18 protein-coding genes are annotated in these 22,450 nt (G+C 72.7%); 15 read left to right on the top strand and 3 right to left on the bottom strand.

Translation table 11 applies throughout. The annotated features are described in order from the left end of the window. The first annotated feature begins 96 nt into the window (after window positions 1–96). The 3 genes from WME98_RS12650 to WME98_RS12640 all read left to right on the top strand — a co-directional run bounded on the left by WME98_RS12650 (window position 97) and on the right by WME98_RS12640 (window position 4,146). The gene (locus WME98_RS12650; protein WP_437951561.1) at window positions 97–1,410 is read left to right on the top strand and encodes an SGNH/GDSL hydrolase family protein; all 1,314 of its coding nucleotides are present in this window, start codon (window positions 97–99) and stop codon (window positions 1,408–1,410) included. Window positions 1,411–1,545: 135 nt separating this feature from the next. Then, the gene (locus WME98_RS12645) at window positions 1,546–2,142 is read left to right on the top strand and encodes a TIGR00725 family protein (protein ID WP_437333568.1); all 597 of its coding nucleotides are present in this window, start codon (window positions 1,546–1,548) and stop codon (window positions 2,140–2,142) included. 222 nt (window positions 2,143–2,364) lie between these two features. Next, window positions 2,365–4,146 (top strand): serine/threonine protein kinase, encoded by a 1,782-nt coding sequence (locus WME98_RS12640; protein ID WP_437951560.1) that lies wholly within the window; start codon window positions 2,365–2,367, stop codon window positions 4,144–4,146. Window positions 4,147–4,282: 136 nt separating this feature from the next. Here WME98_RS12640 and WME98_RS12635 read toward each other — a convergent pair whose 3' ends face one another. Further along, complete coding sequence (locus WME98_RS12635; RefSeq protein ID WP_437951559.1) at window positions 4,283–5,062, bottom strand: nucleotidyltransferase domain-containing protein; 780 nt, start codon at window positions 5,060–5,062, stop codon at window positions 4,283–4,285. Beyond that, window positions 5,059–6,396 carry a DNA polymerase beta superfamily protein gene (locus tag WME98_RS12630; RefSeq protein WP_437951558.1) on the bottom strand — a complete coding sequence of 446 codons (1,338 nt, stop codon included), beginning with the start codon at window positions 6,394–6,396 and terminating at the stop codon, window positions 5,059–5,061. Before WME98_RS12630 ends, WME98_RS12635 begins: the two co-directional genes overlap by 4 nt. Window positions 6,397–6,574: 178 nt before the next feature. Here WME98_RS12630 and WME98_RS12625 point away from each other — a divergent pair, with 178 nt between their 5' ends. Together WME98_RS12625 and WME98_RS12620 are read left to right on the top strand one after the other, a co-directional pair. Then, window positions 6,575–7,882: an AAA family ATPase gene (locus tag WME98_RS12625; RefSeq protein ID WP_437951557.1), complete on the top strand. Its 1,308-nt coding sequence runs from the start codon at window positions 6,575–6,577 to the stop codon at window positions 7,880–7,882. Further along, on the top strand, window positions 7,879–8,403 hold the full coding sequence (locus WME98_RS12620; RefSeq protein WP_437951556.1) for a hypothetical protein: 525 nt from the start codon (window positions 7,879–7,881) through the stop codon (window positions 8,401–8,403). The genes WME98_RS12625 and WME98_RS12620 overlap by 4 nt, the downstream gene beginning before the upstream one ends. 45 nt (window positions 8,404–8,448) lie before the next feature. On the opposite strand, the gene WME98_RS12615 is transcribed toward WME98_RS12620, so the two are convergent. Then, a complete protein-coding gene (locus tag WME98_RS12615) occupies window positions 8,449–9,342 on the bottom strand; it encodes an SDR family oxidoreductase (protein WP_437951555.1) in 894 nt (297 codons plus the stop codon). 90 nt (window positions 9,343–9,432) lie between these two features. Between WME98_RS12615 and WME98_RS12610 the strand changes: the two genes are divergently transcribed. From WME98_RS12610 to WME98_RS12565, 10 genes are all read left to right on the top strand, one after another. Further along, complete coding sequence (locus WME98_RS12610) at window positions 9,433–10,353, top strand: LysR substrate-binding domain-containing protein (RefSeq protein ID WP_437951554.1); 921 nt, start codon at window positions 9,433–9,435, stop codon at window positions 10,351–10,353. Window positions 10,354–10,685: 332 nt separating this feature from the next. After that, the gene (locus WME98_RS12605) at window positions 10,686–11,396 is read left to right on the top strand and encodes a hypothetical protein (protein WP_437951553.1); all 711 of its coding nucleotides are present in this window, start codon (window positions 10,686–10,688) and stop codon (window positions 11,394–11,396) included. A 340-nt stretch (window positions 11,397–11,736) separates the two neighbouring features. Continuing rightward, entirely contained in the window at window positions 11,737–12,876 is a 1,140-nt protein-coding gene (locus tag WME98_RS12600; RefSeq protein WP_437951552.1) for a PAS domain-containing protein, read from the top strand. 530 nt (window positions 12,877–13,406) lie between these two features. Next, window positions 13,407–14,174, top strand: a complete 768-nt coding sequence (locus tag WME98_RS12595) for a DUF4384 domain-containing protein (RefSeq protein WP_437951551.1) — start codon at window positions 13,407–13,409, stop codon at window positions 14,172–14,174. Continuing rightward, complete coding sequence (locus tag WME98_RS12590; RefSeq protein WP_437951550.1) at window positions 14,171–14,965, top strand: caspase family protein; 795 nt, start codon at window positions 14,171–14,173, stop codon at window positions 14,963–14,965. The genes WME98_RS12595 and WME98_RS12590 overlap by 4 nt, the downstream gene beginning before the upstream one ends. A gap of 992 nt (window positions 14,966–15,957) precedes the next feature. After that, the gene (locus tag WME98_RS12585) at window positions 15,958–16,257 is read left to right on the top strand and encodes a hypothetical protein (RefSeq protein WP_437951549.1); all 300 of its coding nucleotides are present in this window, start codon (window positions 15,958–15,960) and stop codon (window positions 16,255–16,257) included. Then, window positions 16,254–17,018 (top strand): phytanoyl-CoA dioxygenase family protein, encoded by a 765-nt coding sequence (locus tag WME98_RS12580; protein ID WP_437951548.1) that lies wholly within the window; start codon window positions 16,254–16,256, stop codon window positions 17,016–17,018. The genes WME98_RS12585 and WME98_RS12580 overlap by 4 nt, the downstream gene beginning before the upstream one ends. Before the next feature lie 187 nt (window positions 17,019–17,205). Beyond that, window positions 17,206–18,654 carry a pectinesterase family protein gene (locus WME98_RS12575; protein WP_437951547.1) on the top strand — a complete coding sequence of 483 codons (1,449 nt, stop codon included), beginning with the start codon at window positions 17,206–17,208 and terminating at the stop codon, window positions 18,652–18,654. A 39-nt stretch (window positions 18,655–18,693) separates the two neighbouring features. Further along, entirely contained in the window at window positions 18,694–21,462 is a 2,769-nt protein-coding gene (locus WME98_RS12570; protein ID WP_437951546.1) for a hypothetical protein, read from the top strand. A 78-nt stretch (window positions 21,463–21,540) separates the two neighbouring features. Next, a complete protein-coding gene (locus WME98_RS12565) occupies window positions 21,541–22,413 on the top strand; it encodes a DNA-formamidopyrimidine glycosylase family protein (protein ID WP_437951545.1) in 873 nt (290 codons plus the stop codon). Window positions 22,414–22,450: the final 37 nt, after the last annotated feature.

The following is a 22,450-nucleotide window of genomic DNA, read 5'->3' as shown; positions in this document are numbered from 1 at the left end:
CTTTACCGGTTCATCTTCTTGATGGCGGAGGTCGACTCCGCTGTTGATCGTGACGCCCCAATGCCCCAGAGTGCCCGGCCCTGGAGGTCAGTTTCGATGGCTTTGCGTTCAATCCAACAGTCAGCCTTCCTGGTTCTTGCGCTTGGGACGGTCGCGCTCCTGCCGGCCTGCTCGGACGATGACGGCGGCGCGTCCGCGAGCTCCGGGGGCACAGGGGGCGCGTCCGCGAGCTCCGGGAGCTCGGGGAGCACCTCCGCCCAGGGAAGCGGCGGCGCGGGCGGCGGCACCGGCGGCTCCGGGAGCACCGGTGGCGGCGGCAGCGGCGGCGACGGCGGCGACGGTGGCGCCGGCGGCGGTCCCTCCGCGTCGGGGATCACGCCCAACCCCATCATCTCGCGCGGCAAGCCCGCCTTCGCCTCGAGGGGAACGGCGTCGGTCATCAACGACGGCAAGTACAGGTCGGCGGGGACCTGGATCGCGGGCAAGCCCACCGCGGGCGCGCCGGCCTGGATCGCCATCCAGGTCGGCGACGGGTACGATCGGCTGCTCCTGAGCTGGACGGCGTCGTACAACTACAACTACACGGACGTGCAATACGGGGCGCCGGGCGCCTACCGCGTGGAGACATCGAGCGACTCCACGAACGGCTCGGACGGCACCTGGAAGAGCGTCGCCGAGGTGACCGACAACCCGGTCCGCACGCGCGCTCACAGCTTCGACTTCAGCGGCCAGAGCTGGGTCCGGCTCGTCGTGACCGCGGCCCCCGCGACGTCCGACGACACCGGCGTCCAGCTCGACGAGATCGACGTGCACGACATCTCGAACGGCGCGGAGGACACGTGGTTCTTCCTCGGCGACAGCATCACGGCGTTCGCCTACGACCGCGACACGCCGGCCACGCAGCCGAGCTTCGCGGAGAACGTGCACGCAGCGCACGAGCCCAACTACCCCGCGATGATCAACGGCGGCATCGGGGGCGAGCTCACGAAGAGCACGGACCGCCCCAGCGCGCTCGATCGCATCGATGACGTCCTGGAGATGAACCCCGATTACCACTTCTTCGCCATCGGCTACGGCACCAACGACTCCTGGGACCAGACCGACCCGAGCACCTTCAAGTCGAACCTGCAGGAGCTCATCGACAAGATCCAGGCGGCGGGCCGCGTTCCGGTGCTCGCGCGCATCCCGTTCTCGCCTGACGGCCACCACGACGCGCTCGGCGTGTTCAACCAGGCGATCGACGAGCTCACGGCCGAAAACGCCCTCCCCCCAGGGCCGGATCTGTATGCGTGGTTCGAGGATCACCCCGAGCAGCTGAGAGATCAGGTGCACCCGGATGCCGCCGGGTGCGTCGCCATGAACAAGCTCTGGGCCGAGGCCGTGGACGGCCTCTACTCCGGCCAGCAGTAGGGCGCGTCACCGAGGCGGCCGGCGCGCCGAGGTGAGCGATCTTGCCACGCTGCGCGGGAAGCGACAGGATGCGCCTCGCGACCGGGCCGAGCGCCACGTGACGCGTCGTCCCCCGGGCGCCGGAGCGGAGCCGTGATGGACGACGATCGGGAAGACGAGGACACGAAGCGGGACATCGCTCCCTACGTGCCGCGCCGCCCCGTGATGGCGGTGATCGGCAACGGCCTGGCGCTGGACGCGGCGACCGAGGCCGTGTGCGTCGAGCTCGGTCGCCGCGCCGTCGAGGCGGGGTTCCGGCTGGTGACCGGCGGGCTCGGGGGCGTGATGGCCGCCGTCTCGCGCGGCGGGCGCGAGGCGACGACCTGGCGCGACGGCGACATCGTGGGGCTCCTGCCCGGGTACGAGGCGTCCGCGGCCAACCCGTACGTGGACATCGTCATCCCGACCGGCATGCAGATCGGGCGCAACATCCTGGTCGTCGCGGCGGCGGACGTCGTCGTGGTGGTCGGCGGGGGCGCGGGCACGCTGAGCGAGATCGCCGTCGCCTGGCAGCTCGGCAAGCCGATGCTCGCGCTCGCGACGAGCGGCGGCTGGGCGAGGCAGCTCGCCGGAGGGCGCGTGGACGACCGGCGCTCGGACCGCATCGCGTCGGTCGCGACCGCGGAAGAGGCGGTCGCGGCGGCGTGGGACGTCGTGGGCCGCGGCCGCGCCGGCGGCGGCGGCCGGGTCTGAGCCACCTCCGCGGGCGCGCGCGCCGAGCGCAGGTGACGACAAGCACCCTGGCGGCAGCGCGCATGAGGTGATCGCTCTGGAGAGCGGGGCGCGCGCCTCACGCGATCGGGGAGCGGGCCGCGATGCGCGAGCGTCGATGAGCGAAGAGGGCCAGTGACTCCGGGCCATCCCGGCGTGGCGGTCGAGCCGGCCGCGAGGCGGCCCGTGCTAGGCTCGGCGCCGATGTCGGAAGCGGAAGAGGAAGAGACTCGGCGGCTGAGAGCCCGCGTCGGGGCGACCCTCCACGGCAAGTGGCGGCTCGACGCGCTGATCGGGGCGGGCGGGATGGCGGCCGTCTACGCGGCCACCCATCACGTGGGGCACCGCGTGGCCATCAAGATCCTGCACCCGGAGGGCGCCGTGTCCCGCGAGCTCCGCGCCCGCTTCGAGCAGGAGGCGCTCGCCGCCACGCGCCTCGGTCACCCGGCCGCGGTGCAGGTCCTCGACATCGACGTGACCGAGCAGGGAGAGCCGTTCCTGGTGATGGAGCTGCTCGAGGGCGAGAGCCTGCGCGAGCGCGCGTTGCGGCTCGGCAGCGTCTCGTTGCCCGAGATCCTCGCCCACGTGGACACGCTGCTCGAGGTCCTCCGGGCCGCGCACGACGCCGGGATCGTCCATCGGGACATCAAGCCGGACAACCTCTTCGTGACGCGCGACGGGCGGCTCAAGGTGCTCGATTTCGGGATCGCGCGCATGAAGCAGGGCGGCGCCGGCCTGAAGACGCGGACGGGCGCGGTGCTGGGCACGACGAGCTACATGGCGCCGGAGCAGATCCTGGGGAGGGACGTGGACGGGCGGGCCGACCTCTACGCGGTGGGCGCGACGATGTTCACGCTGCTCGCGAACCGGCGGCTCCACGACGCGGACGGGCTCACCGAGGGAGAGCTCCTCATCAAGATGAGCACGACGCCGGCGCCGCCGCTCTCGACCATGGCGCCCGGCGTAGATCCGCGGGTCGCGCGGGTCGTGGACCGCGCGCTCGCCTTCCAGGTCGAGCGGCGCTACCCGAACGCGCAAACGATGCTCGCCGACGTGCGCGCCGTGCGCCGGGGCGAGGATCCCCCCTTCGCGACGGCGGGGGCGGCCGAGGGCGAGGCGCGCACGCGCGCGCACGGCCGGGGCATGCCGGGTGGACCGCCGAGCGGGGCGCCGCTGCCCGGCGCGATCCCGCCGGCCACGGCGGCGCCGGCCGCGCCCATCGCCGCGCCGGCCGTGCCGGCTGCGGCGCTGCCGAGCCAGCCGCCGGCGGGGGCGCGCGCCGCGCCAGGGCCGCGCGCGCCGGCTGCGCCGCCACAGCTCGCCATCGTGGTCGGGGCGGCGGTGCTCCTCTTCTTCGTCGGCCTCGGGGCAGCGCTGCTGCTCCTTCGCTCGCGCGGCCAGGGCGCCGGCGACGCTCCCGGCAGCGGCGCGCCGACGTCGGTGTCCCTCAAGGACATCCCCCGCGCCGCGAGCTCCCTGGCGCGCGCGACCGACCCCGGCGGCTGCCAGCCGGGCGTGCCCTGCACCTGCGCGCCCGGCACGCCGGGAAACGTGCCAAAGAGCTGCCAGCTCACCTGTGGCGACGCGCCCGGCTGCAGGCCGAGCTGCTCCGAGCGCGACGTCTGCGAGAGCCGCTGCGCCGGCGACTGCCGGTCCTCCTGCGATCACAGCAAGGCGTGCGACACGCGGTGTGCGGATGCCTGCGCCGTCGACTGCCGTCATGTCGAGACGTGCCAGGCGACCTGCGGCGCGGGGTGCTCGTATACCTGCGAGAACGCGGGCAAGTGCGTCCCCGTCGTCGGAGACGGGAGCGTGGTGAGGTGCAATCAGGTCGGCCTGTGCGAGGTGACCTGCACGGGGTCGTGCGCGGTGTCGTGCACCGCTACCGGACGAGGGTGCCCGATCACGTGCCAGGGGCAGGGGCCGGCGAAGCGGTGCAGCGACGGCCGCATGGCGTGCGGGGACGGCTGCTCGCTGCCGCGGTGAGGCGTGGACAGCGCGTGGGGCTGCGGCGCAGCGGTGATCATCGCGCCCGTCGCCTCGACCCGTCCTCGATGTCGATGTCCAGGCGACGGACAAGGTGCACATCCGCAGGTGCACCGATTCAAGCTCCCTCCGCGCCTCAGAGCCGCGCCTTGCGCAGCGTGAGCAGCCAGTCGTCGAGGTCGTCCTGGTTGCGCGGCTCCTCCGGCAGCACGGCGCGATCGTGGGCTGCCTCCAGCGTCGTGAAGGCCCGGGAGATCTGCTCTGCCCAGCGGCCGGCGGCCTCGGCGGAGAGCGTCGACTTCTCGCCGGCCCGCTTGGCCTCGATCAGCTCGCGCGCGGCGCTGAAGCCGTAGAGATCGAGCAGCGCGGTCACGTCGGTGACGATCTCGCCTGTCCGGAGCGCGTGGGCGCCGGTCAGCGCGGTCCGGAGGACGTAGAGCAGCTGCTTCGCCGACGTGCGGCCGCCCGCCTCCCAGGCGCGGAGCTGGCTCGTGGCGAAGCCGACGTAATGGCGGAAGATCCGCCGCGAGAGGGCCTCGGCGACGAGCGGGCGGAGCGAGGCGAGATCCGGATCGACGTGGAGCTGGAGGGAGCCGAGGATCCGCTCGATGTAGTTGCCGTTGCCCTGGAGCACGCCGAGGAGCACGGGGTGGATCTCGTTCGACGTGTAGTCGATCTCGACCCCGTCGATGACCTCCATGCGCGTGGGGCTCGCGCCGCCGCGGAGCAGGCCGAGCAGCCGCGCGGTCGGCTCGACGTGCACCGCCTTGAGGTCGACATCGCTGTCCGGGGAGGGGAAGCCGTACGCGTGCGCGCCGCTCAGGGCGATGACGAGGTGCGGCCGCTTCGCCTCCTCCTCGGCGATGACGCGCGCCACGACCTCCTGCTGATGTGCTTCGAGCACCTGCGTGTTCATGCGTCGTCCTTTCTCTCGTCGCCGCCGTCGCCGCCGTCGCCCTCGCCGTCTTCGCCGGCGCCGCGCGCGACGCCCGCACCCCCGTCGTCCCAGACGGCGACGGGCGCGGGGGGCGCGTCCTTGCCGAGCGGGCCCGGCGCCGCGGCCAGGTGGCGCCTCGCGACCTCCTCGCGGACGCGCCGGAGGAGCGCGTCGGCGCGGGGCACGTCGGGGTGCTGGGGCAGCTTCGTCGCGAGCCGGGCGGCCTCCAGCTCGGGCGTCATCGCCTCGGCGAGCGCGATCGTCCGGTCGAGCGGCCAGGCGCCGGCCTTGATGGCGAGGAGCGTCTCGCGCAGCTCGCCCTGCACGGCCAGGTCGATCTCGCCGTCGCGCAGCCAGCGGATGGCGGTCGCGATGAGGCGCACGAGGTTGTAGGCGTTCTTGGGGCGGAGATCGCGGGACAGGTCGAGCGAGGTCCGGCCCTCGCGGGCGAAGGCGGCGAGCGAGGCGAAGTCGCGCGCGGGCAGGAGGCCCTGGTCGTGGAGCGAGCGGTAGAGCTGCTTGATGTGCTCCTTCGCCTGGAGCTCGCGGTCGGCCTCGGTGGGCGCGGCGCGCGGGCTGATGGCGGCGAGCTTCCGGGCGACGTCGTCGAGCGACAGCGACGGGTCGTCCGCGAGCCAGTCGAGCACGCGCTCCCGGTGCTCGGCGAGCCGGTGCGCCTGCGAGAGCCGCTTGAGCTGCGAGAGCGCGTAGCGGCCGAAGCTGCCGTAGATGGCCGACGACACGAACGCGGTGCGCGCCTCGAGGATCCACGCGCCGATCTCGTCGCGCGCCTCTGCGGTGCGGACGAAGAGCAGCTCGAGGGTGTTCGGATCGGCGCGCAGGGCCTGCCGGATGGCCTTCTCGACCTCCCAGTACGAGGCGCTGCCGTCGGCGCTCACGAGGTCCCGCGGCGGCTCGGCGAGGCCGGTGGTCCAGGGGAACGGGAGGGCGAAGACGCCGCGCCGGTCGGTGTCGGACCCCTCGTGGGCGAGCCCCCACGCGCGCGACCCCACGACGGCCTCGAGGACGACGGCGGGCCGGAGCGCGTCCCACGCGGCGCTGCGCCGCTCCGCGTGCCGCACCTGTCCGGCCTTGCGCGGGACGAGCTCGTCGCGGCGGTAGCGGACGACGCCGACGCCGACGATCATGACGTCGAGCTCCGCGCCCGCCGAGGCGACGACGCGCCCGACGGCGCCCTGCGGGACGCGGCGCTCGCCGAGGAGGCGGTCGACGCGGGTGGTCACCTCGGTGCCGTGGGGCAGGGGGACCGCAAGCGGATCGAGATGGGTGAGGCCGCGCAGGCGGAGCTCCATGAGAGGACGCTACCATGCGGGGGCGGGGCCGAGCGGGCTCGTGCGGGACGTACGGCGCGGCCATCGCGCTCTGCGGAGGCCGCCCGAGAGGAGTCGGGCGCGGCGGGCCCTGATGGCCGGTGGGTCCTGCTGCATGGGCCGCTGCGCCGGGGGGGCGGCTGCGGTACGGTGTCCGGCGATGATCACGCGGATCGAGATCGATGGGTTCAAGTCGCTCCGCGGCTTCGCGCTGGACCTGGAGCCGCTGACGGCGATCGTGGGTCCCAACGGCGCGGGCAAATCGAACCTGCTCGACGCGCTGCACCTCCTGTCGCGGCTCGCGCAGACCAGCGTCACCGAGGCGCTGAAGAGCGGTCGCGGCGCGATCCGGGATCAGTTCTCGCGTCTGCGAGACGGAGCGGCGGAGCGGATCACGATCAGTGTGGAGATGCTCCTCGGAGCAGACAGCGATCGTTTCGGGGAAAAGCCGTCTGTGACGAGGGTGCTCCTCAGTACCGAGATCGGGCGCACCGTTCTTTCTTCAGGGATCGAAGATGTCACCATTGATGGACAACGCCTCGTTTGCCTCGATAATCCAGCCGCGGACACGTGGATCGCGCGGCATCCGGCGCTGCTGCCGCTGGCCCGTTACAACGTTTCGAGCATCAAGCCCGGTGAAAGTGTTTTCAAGCTAGAGGGTACGAGGCCCCCCACCGGACCGGACTCTCGGGTGATTCGTTGGAATGATTTCGGGGCGGAGTGGAACCCCAGCTTCTGCGGCCACCTCCCGCACAGCGGCTTGCTGACAGGCACACGCTCCGGGAACCTGATCGGCAGGGTCGCAAAGGAACTCAGCGGGGTACGCGTCATTCACTTCGAGCCTTCCAAGCTTCGCCTCTCCAGCGATCGGGCCGCAGGCGCGGCCCTCGCCGCCGACGGCTCCAACCTTCCGACGGCGCTTGCCGCCTTGGCCCCCGAGGTGCGCGCTCAGATCCGGGCCGATCTCGCGGAGCTCATCCCGGGTTTTCGCTCGTTCGAGGTAGTTCCAGCCGACGAGGAGCTCCGGCTGGAAATGGAGTTCACGGACGCCGCCCGCGTGCCCGCCCGCGTCCTCTCGGACGGCACATTGCGCCTCATGGCATTGCTCACGCTCCTGCGCGGCGCGCCGCCCGGCGCGTCGATCGCCGTGGAGGAACCGGAGAATGGCATCTATCCCGGCCGGCTGAGGGCGCTCATCGACAAGCTCGTCGACGCGACCACGCCCAAGGGCGACATCCTCCCGCCGCAGGTGCTGCTCACGAGCCACTCACCGGCGATCCTCGCCGCGCTGCACGGAAGACCCGAGTCGCTCGTCTTCGCCGATCTCGTCCGGCGGGGAGACGAGCTCCGCTCCACGCGCATGCGCCACGTGCGCGCTTCCGACGGCCCGGAGCGGGATCCGAGCACGGTCTCCCGGCGGGAGATCGAGCGCATCCTGGACGCCGCGCGCCCGGAGGACGAGGCGTGATCTGGTTGTGCGCGGGGGTTTACGCCGAGGGCCCCACCGACGACCGGTTCCTCTGCAACCTGATCAACCGGATCCTGCCGTCGCTCGCCGTCGAGACCTGCAAGGGCGGCTTCTACATGGATGACGCCCGGCGCATCAGCGAGCCGCGCCGAATGCGCGGAGCGAGCCGGGAAGAGCGAATCGCCGCCGCGATCGAGGAGAGCTGGAGCGAGTGCAACCTGTTCATCGTGCACAGCGACGGCGCGGGCGCGCCCGAGGAGGTGCGGCGCGAGCGGATCGAGCCAGGCCTCGCCCGTGCGCGGCGCGCGCGCCCCGATCTCGCTGCGGCGTCCTGCGTGCCGGTGCGGGAGACCGAGGCCTGGATGCTGGCCGATCCCGAGGCGTTCTGCCGGATCTTCGAGACCGACCGGGCACCGCTGCTGCCTCATGATCCAGAAGCGGAGTCCGATCCGAAGAATGTCCTGGAGATGGCGCTTTGTGGTCTGGGCGCGCGGATGGGTCAGCGACCCGACCGAGGTTGAGGGGTCCCCTCAGGTTGGCCGACCGACGCAAGATCGGCGGCGATATCACAGCCCGACCGGCGCGAGCAGAGCGGCCTTGTGGCGGGCGAGGAAGCTCCGCACGTCCTCGGCGGGCCTTCCGGTGAGCTCCTCTACCGCGTTCGTGGCCACATCCAGCGTGCCGCGCGCGATCGCCTCGTCGAAGGAGGCGAGCAGGGTGGCTGCCTTGGCGGGCACGCCGGCCTGTTGCATGCCCTGCTCCAGCGCCTCGCGCGGGACGTGGACGTAGGCGATCGGCTTGCCCGTGAGCTCCGAGGCGATGCGGGCGATCTCGCCCTGAGAGACGGCGGTGGGACCGGTGATGTCGAGCACGCGCTTGCCGTCGAAATCGCCCGACAGCGCCGCTGCCGCAGCGCGGGCGCAGTCCTCGCGCGTGACGTAGCCGGCCTTGCCGTCGCCGGCCGCGGCGACGAGCTGGCCTGTCGTGAGCGCGCGCCGCAGCGAGGCCACGAGGAAGTCGGCGTAGAGATTGTTGCGCAGGACGGTGGCGCCGAGCCCGCTCTCCGCGAGCGCGTCCTCGGTGGCCTGGTGGTCGGGCGCGATCGTGATCGGCGAGCCCGGCCCGGGGTTGGTCAACGACGTGTAGACCACGTGCCGCACGCCCGCCTTCGCCGCGGCCTGGATCGCGCTCCGGTGCTGCGCGATGCGCCGGCCAGGTCGATCCAGCGCGTCGGTGCTGATGAGCAGCATCCGCGCCGCGCCGGCGAACGCCTCCGCGAGCGAGGCGGGAGCGTCGAAGTCGGCGCGCCGCACCTCGACGCCGCGGCCGCGGAGCTCGCCAAGCGCCTCCGGGTGCCGGGTCGTGGCGATGAGGGGGCCCGCGCCCTGCGCGAGCAGGAGATCGACGACGCGCCGCCCGAGCTGGCCGCCGGCGCCGGTAACGAGGAGAGGCTGAGACACGGTGAGGGCTCCTTGTTGAAGAGGTTGAGCGGATGTTGGGTCTGTCTCGGATCTGGTTCAACGAGCAAATATTGGTCAATATGTTCCGAAATGGGAACAATGGACCTGAACCACCTCTCTGTCTTCGCGGCGGTCGCCGAGACGGCGAGCTTTACGGCGGCGGCGCGCCGGCTGGGTGTGCCCAAGTCGACGGTCAGCCGGGGCATCGCGTCGCTGGAGGCGTCGCTCGGCGTGCGGCTCTTGCAGCGGACGACGCGCAGCGTGGCGCTCACGACGGCGGGGCAGGCGCTCATCGATCGGCTCGGCTCGCGGCTCAAGGCGCTGACGGAGGCGATCGACGGCCTCCCGGAGCTCGCGGACGAGCCGTCGGGCTTGCTGCGCCTCACCGCGACGGCGGACTTTGGGACCGAGGTGCTGGCGGAGATCCTCGCCGGCTTCTGCCGTCGCTACCCGCGCATCGCGGTGGAGATGCACCTGTCGAGCCGGCCCGTGGATCTGGTGAAGGAGGGGTACGACGCTGCGTTTCGGTTCCTTGGGAAGAAGCCCCGGGACTCGACGCTGGTTGCGCGCAAGGTGGGCGATCTGGACATGCAGCTCTATGCCTCGCCTGCGTACCTGGCCGCGCGGGGGACGCCGCGGACGCTGGACGAGCTCGCGGAGCACGACTGCGTCGCGCTCGCGGGGACGAGCCCGTTTGGGCGCGACGAGGCGTCGCGCGCCCGTGCGCGGCTCCGGGTCCGGCTGCTCGCGGACGACGGGTTCTTCGCGCGCGAGGCGGTGCGCCATGGCGTCGGGATTGGCCTGCTCCCCGCGTTCCTGGCGCAGCAGGACGTGCTCAACGGAGCGCTCGTCCGCGTGCTCCCGCGCTGGACGATGCCGATGGGCGGCGTGTTCCTGGTGTTCCCGAGCGGCCGGCACCTGGCGAAGAAGACCGCTGCCCTGCGGGATCATGTGGTGGAGGCGCTGCGCGTACGGCTGACGGTACGTGGGGGGCGCGCGGGCGAGGGCTAGCGAGCCAGGCTGGGCTACCCGGTGGCGACCCGGGTTGGGCGACCCGCGGCGACCCGGGTTGGGCTGACCCGGGTTGGGCGACCCGCGGCGACCCGGGTTGGGCTGACCCGGGTTGGGCTGACCCGGGTTGGGCGACCCGCGCGGCGCTGGCACAAGCTGGCTGAGCCAAGTTGAGCCATACTGGCCACAGGCCCACGAAGGGAGTGCCGATATCCCGCGATTTCAGGTTGGTTCACGAATTGCTCTTACCAGTGGCCGTACTCGGGACTGCGGCAGACCGCGGCACACGCGACTGCTGGTCCCGACCGGTAGCTTGTTGGGAGGCTAGAAGAATGATGAAGACGTTCAGGGGATTTGGGGCGCTTGCGGTGGCCGGCATGGCGCTCGTGGCCGGGCTCGGCGGTTGCACCGCGCAGGCTGGCAACGACGACGACGCGTTCGGCTCGATCAGCTTGCCGCTCGCGGCGGAGGCGCCGTCCGGAGCGCAGTATCGGCTGCGCAATGCCACGTTCGAGATCCGGAGCGGCTACTACTACTACTACGACGAGAACGTGGGCGTGGGCGTCGTCACCAGCGGCGGCGGTGCCTCGTATCCCGGCAACCTTGTCCTGACGGTCAATAGCGAGGACGAAGATCCCGACGCGAGCTCCATCCTCGTCGATATCGAGCAGGGCGGGTACAACGTCACCCTGCTTCCGGGCTGGAGCTTCGAGAAGATCGAAGGCGGGACCGCAACGGAGGTGGAGGCCACGCTGCTGTCGTCGCAGACGGTCTACACCTACGTCTCGCCGCAGTCGACGACCTGGGCTCAGTATCAGTTCGGCATCGGGGACCGCGCGCTGTGGCTCAACGGCAAGCTGAACATCAACATCGACGTCTACGAAGACCCGAGCGAATACTACTACGGCCAAGGGGGCACCGGCGGCGCGGGTGGCTTCGAGACCTCCACCGTCGGCGTGGGCGGCTCCTGGCCGGGGACCTCGGGCGCGGGTGGCTCCGGTGGCGACGCTGGCTCTGCCGAGGTCGGCGGCGGCTCGCCGTAACGCGACGGCTCCCGCCGCGGCAGCGGCGATCGACGCTGGCCTCGAACGCGCAGCGACGCCGCTGGCCGCCCTCGGGAGCTCTGCCCCTCCCACGCTCGTCCCTGGCTCCGAAACCCCGTAGGCGCGAGGCGCCGCTGCTCGTCGCGCGGCGCCGGGCCCCCTCGGCGCCGCGCCCCGCGCACGTTGTCGGACGAGCGGGGGCGCCGTGCCGAGAAGTGGTCTCCTCGCCCGCGCAGCCCTCCATCGGGGCTTGATCTGCCAACGGTGCCCAGGGTTACGCTGGCGCGCAGCCGAAGCTGCCGGCACCCGGCGGACGGCGCTCCTGACGATGAGGGAACACGTGCACACGCTCGCCCGATCGCCGCTCGCGGTGGTCGAGTACGGCCTGGATCTCGCGATCACGGAATGGAACGAGAGCGCCGCGCGGCTGCTCGGCGTCCCGAGGCAGGAAGCCGTCGGCCGACCCATCGCCGAGCTCCTCCCCACGCCCGAGGACGAGGGCGTATGGCGGCGCCTGCTCGACGAGGACAGCGGGGAACGGCGCCTGCGCCACACCCGGAGCGACGGCAGCCACGTGGCGTGCGCGTGGGCTCACCACCGCGTGCTCGATCCCGGCGGAGCGCCGGCCGGCGTGCTGTGCATCGGCCGCGACGTGACCTCCGAGGTCGAGGCGTCCCGGCGAAAGGTCGAGCAGCAGGCGATCCTCCGCGCCCTCGTCGACAACCTCAAGATCATCGTCTGGGCCTCCGATGGCCGCGGCGTGTTCACCTACCTGGACGGCAAGGGCCTCTCGGGGACAGGCGTGAAGCCAGGCCAGCTCATCGGACGGAGCGTCTTCGACGTCTACAAGGAGCACGAGACCGAGGGGCTGCGCCGCGCCCTCCGCGGGGAGCAGCTCCACATCGTCTCGGAAGCCAACGGCAAACCCCTCGAGAACTGGTTCGTCCCGATCGAGGACGAGCGCGGTGAGGTGGGCGCCGTGGTCGGCATCTCCCTCGATCTCACCGAGTCGCGGCGCGCGGAGCTGGAGCTCCGCGATCGGCTCGCGCTGATCGAGCGGCAGCAGCAGGTCATCCGCCAGCTCTCGACCCCCATCCTCCAGGTGTGGAACGGCGTGCTGGCGCTCCCGATGATCGGCGTGGTCGACAGCGCGAGGACCGCGGAGGTGATGGACAGCCTCCTCCAGGCCGTCGTGCGCACCCAGGCCCGCTTCGCGCTCCTCGACCTGACCGGGGTCGAGGCGGTCGACACAAAGACCGCGAGCTACCTCGTCGATCTCGTCCGCGCGATCCGGCTCCTCGGCGCCGAGGGGATCATCACCGGGATCCGGCCGAGCGTCGCCCAGACGGTCGTCTCGCTCGGGCTCGACCTCGCCGAGATCACGACGCTCTCCGACCTCCAGGCGGGCCTCAAGCACTGCATCGGGCGCATGGTGGGCGAGGAGCGAGCGCGCGGCGGCAGGCCGGTCCGCGCGCGGTGAGCGACCCCGCCGGGGAGGGCGCGCTCGACGCCGGCCCTCCGCGAGCGGGCTTCGCACGCCGCTCACCGCCGCAGCGCCGAGGACGCGCGCATCGCGACCCCCTCCGGCGCACACGGCGCTCGGCCGCAAAAATATAGCGACAACAAAACGGCAAGAATTGACATCGATCCGTGCCCGAACCGGGCCCCCTGCGGTCTACCCAGGTTGAAGGGGCCAGCGACAACCGGTTCCTTCCCGGGCGCCGCGCCGTGGGATGGCGGGCGCCTCGCCGTCCGTCCACGAGAGCTCCGGCGACACGACCGCCCCACGGCGGCGATGGCAGCGTTGCGCGCATCGCCCTCTCGCGGACGGCGAGCCCGCGCGTTCACCATCGCTCGTTGTCCTTTTACCAAGGAGAAGTGTCATGCAGCTTTGTTCGATCCTCTCGTTTGCGCGCGCGTGATGGGTTGTTCCCGTCGGCACGTCGGCAATCTGCTGGAGCGGCTCAAGGCCACGCTCTCCGACCGGATGAGAGAAGGGAGTTCGAGTCCATGACGCCAGCGCGACCCGGAGGGTGCCTCTCGGAGCTGAAGCTCGACGAGCTCATGGCGGGCCAGCTCGACGCGGCCGCGGCGCAGGAGGCGAGCGCGCACGTGGCAGGCTGTTCGCGGTGCTCGGCGCGGCTCTCCGAGATGGAGGCGGCGCGCGCCTCGTTCGCGGCGTCGGCGCCGCCGCTGCGGCTCGATCGAGGCGCCACGGCGGGCCGCTCCGTGGCCGAAGCGCGCCCGCGGCGCCGATGGCTGGCGCCCGCGGCGGCGAGCGCGCTCGCAGCCGCGGCGGCGGTGCTCCTCTTCTTCCGCTTCAACGCGGCGCCGGGGGGAGCAGACGTGGAGATCCCCAAAGAGCGCATCAAGGGAGGAGAGCGACTCGGCTTCTACGTGAAGCGCGGTGAGCAGGTCCTGCCCGGCGGCGCGGGACAGCGGCTCCTTCCCGGCGACGCGCTCCAGTTCACGACCACGAGCGCCGAGGCGCGGTACCTCGCGATCCTGAGCGTCGACGGGGCGTCGCAGGTGAGCGTGTATTACCCGAGCGGCCCGCTCGCCGCGCGGATCGAGCCTGGCCGGGAAGCGCCCCTGCCGCAGAGCACCGTGCTCGACGGCACGCTCGGCACCGAGCGGATCTACGGGGTGTTCTGCGCCGAGGCGATCGCGGTCGAGCCGCTCCGGGCCGCGCTCGCGGCGAACCCCGACGCGCTCTCGGCCCCGCCGGGCTGCGACGTCGACATGCTCACGGCGGAGAAGGTCGCGGGATCGCCGTGAGCCTCGGTCGCCTCGCGGGGCTCGCCGCCGCAGCGTGTGGTCTCGCCGCCGCCTGGGCGGCCCCCGCCGAGGCCCGTATCGAGCGCTTCGCGGTGCTCATCGGCAACAACGCCGGGGAGAAGGGCGAGGTGGAGCTCCGCTACGCGGAGGACGACGCGGCGAAGATGGTCGATGTCCTCAAGGACCTCGGCGGCTTCCCCCCGGCGAACCTGGTGCTCCTGCGGAGCGAGCGCGCGGACACCGTGCGGCGCACGCTCATTGCGATGAACGACCGCGTCCGCGCGGCCGTGTCGAGCCCTGACACCGATGTCCTCTACCTCGTCTACTACTCCGGACACGCCGACGCGAACGCCCTTCACCTCGGGCCGACGCCGCTCTCGCTGACCGAGTTCGAGCAGCTCGTCCGCGGCTCGGCGGCCTCGGCGCGGCTGCTGATCGTCGACTCGTGCCGCTCGGGGGCGCTGACGCGCGTCAAGGGCGGCACGAGCGCGCCCCCGTTCGTCATCAAGCTGGACCAGCGGCTCGCCGGGCAAGGGATGGTGACCCTCACGTCGAGCTCCGGAAACGAGGACGCCCAGGAGTCCGATGAGCTCAAAGGGTCGTTCTTCACCCACGCGCTCGTCTCGGGCTGCTCGGGACGGCCGACGCGGATCGCGACGGGGCCGTGTCGCTCGAGGAGGCGTACCGCCACGCGTACGAGAGCACGCTGCGCGCCACGAGCCGCACGTGGGCCGGCGCGCAACACCCCACCTTCCGTTACGACTTCCGCGGGCAGGGCAAGCTCATCTTGACGGAGCTGCCGGTCCACGCGTCGCTGCGGAGCGTGCTCCGGTTCCCGCGCGGCAGGTCGTACCTCGTGATGCGAGACGCCAGCGAGGGCTCGGTGGCGGCCGAGGTGGGGACGAACGACGCGACGCGGACAGTCAGCCTCCGGCCTGGCCGTTACTTCGTGCGAGGTCGAGGCCCCGATTTCCTCCTCGAAGGGGCGATCGAGGCCGAGGCCGGGCAGACGATCGACGTGGGCGACGAGCGGCTGAGCCGCGTCATGTTCGCGCGGCTCGTGCGCAAGGGCGGCGGGGTCCGCGAGGTCGCGCACGGGCCCGTGGCCGGCTATCAGCTCAGGACGCCCCTCGTCGAGGGAGACTCGCTCTGTCACGGCGGCTTCCTCGGCTACGGCATCGAGCTCCAGCACATCGGCGTCGCGCCCCGGCTCAGCGCGTGTCGCAGCGGATTCCAGAACGAGCACCTCACGGCGCGCAACGACGAGCTCGGCTTGGACGTGCGCCTGTCCCGCGCTTGGGATCTCCCCGTGATCACCCTCGGCGTCGGCGTGGATCTCGGCCTCGCCATCCTGAGGCAGCGGTTCGAGACGCGCGGGCACGCCCCCGACCGCCACGGCCTCGCGGGCGCCTTCGGCGCTGGCGCGGGCGTCACCGTCGACCTCGCCCGAGGGCTTTACCTCCACCTCGAAGGGGGAGCACAGACGTACGTCCTCAAGCAGCGACGCGCGGGCGGCGAGGAGGCCGAGATGGCCCCTGCCTTGGCCGCCCGGCTCCGGGCGGGCATCGGCGCGAGCCTCTGACGTGCGTTGACAGCGGCATCGGTCCGGCGAATACTGCGCCTATCGGGCTGCTCCGAGCCCGGCTCCTCGCCTGCCGCCGGCACGGCTCGCGCGAGGGGCGAAGAGGGCGCTGCCCTTCGGGGTCCTGGCTCGTGATGCTGCCGCTTTCCGTCGGTGCCGGCCGACAAGGATCGATCTCGGCAGATCACCTGGACAGGCCCGATGGGGAACCGTCACCACCACAAGAAGCTGCGCGCGGACGTTCGGGCCAGGATGGCCAGGACCGGCGAGAGCTACCAGAGGGCCCTTGCGCGGATCCTCGACGAGCGCTCCGCACCGGCGCCCGCGCGCGGCGTCGATCTCGTGCCGATCGAGTACTTCGGCGCGCCGGCCGCGCTCGCGACGTTCGAGATCGCGGGGAGGCTCGCGTGTCTCGTCGTCTCGAGCCCTCATCGCCCGCGGCCGTTTCCCCACGATCCCCTCGTCGCGCTGGCGATGCGTGGGTCTCGGACCGTCCATTGAGTGATCTTCGCGAGCTCGATCGCCGCGAGGTCATGATGAACACGTCAACGAGAGATCGACTGGACACCTTCCGCGCGCGCGGCTTCTTCGTCGTGCCCGCCTTCCTCGACGCCGACGGGCGCGCCGAGCTCCGTCGCGCGTGCGACGCAGCGCTCCTGCGCACGAGAGCGCTCTCCCAGGAGACGGGTCACTCGACCCCGAGGATCTCGCTCCTCACCGACGGCATGGTCTGCTTCCAGGACGACCCGCGCGCGCTGGAGCTCATCGCCGCGTTCGTCGGCTCCCCGCGCGTCTGCGAGCTGCTCTCCGGGCTGGCGCGCCCGGGGGAGGCGGACACGCCGCGCCTGAAGGACGCGCACTACTACCACGAGCCGACCAGGCGCGACTGGGATGGGGACTGGCATCGAGACAGCCAGTTCGGCCAGGTCGACCCGGAGGTCGAGCGCGCGGTCGTCGCGACGACCACGTCGGTGCACTTCCGGGTGGCGATCGAAGACGACGACCGGCTCGAGATCGTCCCCGGCTCCCACGCCCGCTGGGACACCCCGGACGAGCTCCGGATCCGCCGAGGCGCCGATCGGACCACGCCGGACATGCCGAACGCCGTGCGCGTCGCCCTGCGCGCCGGGGATGCGTGCGTCTTTCACGCGTGGTCGATCCACCGCGCGACGTACCGCCGCGAGCCTCCGCGCCGCACGCTCGACGCCCTCTACGCGTTCGGCCGTGCGACCGTGCGCCGCTGGGCGCCGCCGGGGACATGAGACGCGCCGCGACGCGCGCCGGCGGCGCTGTCACGCGCGGCTGTCAACTGTGTCAACCCGGAGTTGACACAGCGGGCGGCCCCGCGCGGCGTCGCGCCGCGTGGTGTGTGTCTTGCAGCGCCAGAGATCCTCTCAACCTCGGCAAAGGCAAGGTCGAACGGTGAATATGACCGGCAACTCCCGTCGGATGCTCTCGCTCCCTCTCGTGCTCGTCGCGCTCGGCCTCCCCGCGTGCGGCGGCGACGATTCGAGCGGCGGGGGCCCGACAGACGCGTCTTCCTCGGGCGGAGGTCCAGCCACTCCGGCCGCCTCCAGCAGCTCGTCCTCCGGCGGCGTCACCGGCGCAGGCGGCTCGTCGGACGGGGGCGCTGGCCCCGTGAGCAGCTCCACGGGCGACATGACCGGATCGGGCGGCGCCGGCGCAGGCGGCGCCGGCGCAGGCGGCTCCGGCGCGGGCGGCTCCGGCGCGGGCGGCTCCGGCGCGGGCAGCTCCGGCGCGGGCGGCTCCGCGGCAAGCACCGCGACGCGACCGCAGCTCACGAGCGCGCAGGCGGCGAGCCATACCGTCCTGAAGCACCTCGAGAAGGCCGGCGATCTCGCGTCGGGCCTCGCGACCGACCGCTGGGATCCCACCGCGGGCGCGGGCGATGTCGACGGCTTCACGCCCACGTACAGGGTCGCCGCGAGCGGGGGCTCCCACAGGACGGTGCAGTCCGCGATCGACGCTGCCGTGGCCGCCGGCGGGACGAGCCGCATCTACATCGAGGTCGCGGCCGGCGCTTACCGCGAGGTGGTCTGTGTGCCGGCGTCGGCCCCGCCGATCACGCTGTACAGCAAGAGCTCCGACGCCAGCCGGACGGTCATCGCGTACAACAACTACAACGGCAAGGCCAAGCAGGCGGGCTCCCCCGCGAACCCCTGCAACCCGAACCTGAGCGGGACGACCTACGGGACCAGCGGCAGCGCGACCTTCGCCGCGTACGCCAACGAGTTTCGGGCCAAGAACCTCACCATCGCGAACGACACCGACGAGGGCGCCGTGTCGGGCGGCGGCACGCAGGCCGTCGCGCTGATGACGCAGGCCGACCGGCTGATCTTCGAGAATGTGCGCCTGCTCGGCAATCAAGACACGCTCTACGTGAAGACGCCGAACGCAGGGACCGTGTCGCGCGCGTACTTCAAGGGTTGCCACGTGGAGGGCGACGTGGACTTCATCTTCGGCCGCGGCACCTTCGTGCTCGACGGCTGCACGATCAGGTATCTGACCGCGCGCCAAGGCGGCAAGGGCGGGTACATCGTCGCTCCAAGCACGGACGCCCGCAACGACCACGGCATCCTCATCATCGACAGCGAGCTGACCGCCGAAGCCGGCACGCCGGGCGGGCTCGTCTACCTCGGCCGGGCCTGGGACGAGGGGCAGAGCGACCTCACGACGTACGCCGCGAACGTCGCGAGCGGCGCCTACCCGAACGGCCACGCGGTCATCCGGAATTCGACCCTCGGCCCCCACATCCACGCGGAGGCTCCCTGGCACGCCTCGACCGTCGATCGCCCCTACAGCTCCACGGCGGGCGCCTACCCCGCGAACCGCTTCTACGAGCACGCCAACGCCGGTCCGGGCAGCGCCGCGCCCTGAGCGGCCGCGCGAGGGCGCGTTTCCTTTATCCTCGCGCCCATGGCGCCCCGCCAGCCCCTGCTCCTCCGCCTCGCCAGCGGGCTGGAGACCCGCCCCGTCAAGGCCGCGCTCTCGCTCCTGATCCTCGTCTCGGTCCTGCCCATCCAGGGCCTCGAAGACGAGCTCCGCCCGTACTTCCTGGGGATCTTCGGCGTGGAGCTCCTCCTTCGCGCCGCCCTCCTCCGGCAGCGCGGGCGCGAGCGATCGCGCCTCGACGTCGTGCTCTTCGCCTTCGACGTCATCGCCTGGCTCAGCTTCCTGCCGCTCGAGCGGCTCCTCGACGCGCACGCGGCCCACGCCCTGCCGGTGCTGCGGCTCACGCGGCTCTTCTTGCTCCTGCGCTTCACGCGCGAGATCGCGATCGACCTCTACGCGATCATGACGCGGCGCGAGCTGCTCGAGCAGTTCGGGCTCGTCACGCTGGCCGTCTGGGGGCTCGCGTTCGGCGCCTCGGTGCTGCTCAGCCACCTCGCGATCTCCCACGACTACGACGGCCGCGGCCCGGTCCCCGACACCACCTTCTTCGACCGGATCTGGTGGTCGTTCCGGCAGCTGGAGAGCGCCGACAACCTCGTCGCGAACCTCCACGTGCACCCGGTCGTCGCGGTCCTGTCGCTCGGCCTCACGATGGTGGGCGTCTTCATCACGTCGTTCATCATCGGCATCGGCGCCAACGTGGTCGATCAGGTCGTGCGCGCGGCGCGGCGGCGGCCGGTCGGCTACGCCGGGCACGCGCTCGTGATCGGGCCGGTGCACGAGGCGGAGATGCTGGTGCAGGAGTTCGTCCGGCTGTACGAGCGCCACCGGGCGCTGCGCAGCATCCGGCTCTCGGAGCTCTGGGTGTGGCTCGTCCGCCGCGGCCCCCCGCCGACGCGGCACGCGCTGCCGCGGATGGCGCTGCTCGGCACCGAGGACGACCCGCCCGCGTACCTCTACGCGCCGAGGATGCGCTGGGTGGCCTACCGCACGGGGGACAGCGCGCAGCCCGAGGCGCTCGGCCTCGTCGGCGCGGCCGGGGCGAAGCGGGCGCTGATCCTCGCGCGGCCCGACGCCGGGCCCGACGCCGACGCCGTGACGGCGATGGCCCTCTCCTCGTTCCGGACGCAGAACCGGCGCGGCCACGTGTTCGTCGAGGTGCAGGAGAGCAAGAACCGCGATCTCCTCCAGGCGGTGGGCGGGCCGGGGACCTATCCGCTCGACATGCAGCGGTTCCTCGGCTTCTTCCTGTGCCAGCACCTGATCACGCCGGGCGTGGAGGCGCTCTACACCGACCTCATGACCGCCGACGGGTCGGAGTTCTACACGCACATCTTCCTCGGCGAGGAGGCGGTCCGCGCCGTCGCCGCGCTCGGCGAGGGGCCGGGCGGCGAGATCTCGTTCTCGCGCATGGCGCGCGCGGCCTGCCAGAACAACGTCATCCTCGCGGGCGTCTTCCTCGGCGACGCGGCGCCGGAGCGCCGCGCGGGCGAGCTCGTGTCGACGGAGGGGCTCGTGCAGTGGCTGAACCCGCTGCTCGACCCGCCCGAGGGGTCGCCGGCGTGGGCGCTCGGCGCGCGGGCGGGCCGGGTGCCGGCGCGGCGGCTCCGGGGGCTCATCGGCGTGTCGGCCACCTACGCGCCGCTCCGGCGCTACGGGCGAGAGCTGCTGATGGGCCGGGGGATCGCGCCCGTCGAGGCGGCGGACGGCGCAGGGGCGCGCGCGGACGGCGCGGGGGCGCGCGCGGACGGCGCGGGGGCGCGCGCGGGCGGCGCGCGGGCGGCGGCGGACGACTCAGGGGCGGCGGACGACGCAGGGGCGACGCGGGCGTGGGCGGCGACGCTCTCGCCGCGCCGGAGCCGCCTCGATCGGGTGCTCATCGTCGGGTACAGCCCCGCGCTGCCGTCGCTCTTGCACGCGCTCGCGCAGTTCGTCCCGGGGATCGAGGTGACGCTGGTCCTCGGCGAGCGCGGCGACGAGCGGATGCCGCTCGCCGATCGGCTCGCCTCGCTCGGCGTCGCGCCCGCGCCGGACGGCGCGCCGCCGGGCCAGGTCGGGGCCAGGCTCGCCCTCCCGCGCGGCGGCAGCGCCACGGTGTACACGCAGCACGGGCACGACCTCGCGTCGCTCGCCGTGCGCTGCGCGGCGCGCGGGGCGCCGGCCTCCGCCGCGGTGTTCCTGAGCGAGCCCGAGGGGCTCGACCGCGACGCGCGCACGGCGATGCGGCTCATCCGCTTCGCGCGGGCGCTGGAGAGCGGCGAGCTCGCGCACGGCGCGCGGCTGCACGTGCTCGCGGAGTTCTCCTCGGTGGCCAAGGGCGAGCACGTCCGGAGCCTCCTCGACGCCGGCAAGTGCGGCTTCGCCGGGCCCGATCGGCTGCGGCTCAGCCTCGTCAGCACCGAGCGCATCAAGAACTATTTCATGGTCCACAGCGCCTTCGTGCCGGGAGTAACGACCCTTTACGATGAGCTCCTCGGCGAGGGCGGTCAGGATCTCGTGCGCGTCGAGGCGCCGCCGCCCGGCCGCGGGGAGCGGGTGAACGGCCCGATCGCCTTCGAGGAGCTCCGGGCGGCGCTCGAGCCTCGGGGCGTGATCCCGATGGCGCTGGAGCTCGACGACGGCGCCGTGCTCCTCAACCCGGAGCCGGGGCCTGCCCTCGCGGCGGCGCGGATCCGCGCCGTGTACGCGCTCGCGCGCGGCCGGGATCTCGCGGCGTACGGCGATCGGCAGCCGGAGGAGGGCGAGGGGCGGGAGGCCGCGCGCGGCGAGCAGGCTCCGCGGATCAGCGCCTGAGCCGCGCGCCGCCTCATTTCTTTGCGCCCGACCGGAGGTCGCACGCGACCTCCGCGGCGAGATGGGTATTCTGGGGTCGTGCCGGAGCGACCCGACCTGGAGTACGTCGTCCCGATCCTCGCGCGCGAGCTCGCGGGCGCGGCCGTGGCCGCGGCCCGGGCCGACAGCCCGGTGGTGCTGCGCGTCCTGCTCCCGGAGCGCCTCGACGCCCTCCTGCCGGGCGCGGAGATCCGGCGCGTGACGCGGCGGGCGCACGCCGTGGTCTTCGAGCTCGCCGGCGCGCGGGCGCTCGATCTCGTGGTCGCCCCGATGCTGGCGGGGCGGTTCTCGATCACGCTGCCGGGCGAGACGCGGGTCCCGACCGATCTCGCGTTCTCGCTGACCCTGAAGGACGGGCGTGAGCTCAGGGTCCGCGACGAGGTGGAGATGAGCAAGGTCTACGTGCTCGCGCGGGGCGAATACGACAAGATCCCCGGGCTCGAGCGCGTGGGCCTCGACGTCCTCGATCCGCGGGTGTTCACGCAGGAGGCGTTCCGCGCCGCTGCGTGCGGGCGGCGCGGCCTGGTCAAGGACTTCCTGATGGACAAGGCGGCGCTCGACTCGCTGGGGAACGCGTACGCCGACGAGGTGCTCTTCGAGGCGCAGATCCACCCGAAGGCCACGGTCAAGGCCCTCTCCGAGGAGGAGCTCGACCGCCTGCACGCGGCGATCGCCCATGTGCTCGGCGACGCGACCCGGACCATCGCCCGGCGGGCGCCGGCGCTCGACGAGAAGCTCCGCGACTTCCTCAAGGTCCGCGGGCGCCCGGGCCAGCCGTGCCCGCGCTGCGGCGACAAGCTCCGCCGCGCGAGCGTCCACGGGTACGACGCGATCTACTGTCCGACCTGCCAGCCGGAGGAGGGGAAGGGCGCGGCCGCGGATCTCCGGCGCGCCAGGCGCACGCCGGGCTGAGGCGGGGTGGCGGCGGCGCGCGAGGTCGCTCGTCGCG

Origin of the sequence: Sorangium sp. So ce296, from assembly GCF_051529605.1 — a bacterium.
GTDB classification, from domain to species: Bacteria; Myxococcota_A; Polyangia; order Polyangiales; family Polyangiaceae; genus Sorangium; species Sorangium cellulosum_D.
Note: the sequence above shows the minus strand (reverse complement) of the source record. Positions and strands in the feature narration are given on the sequence as shown.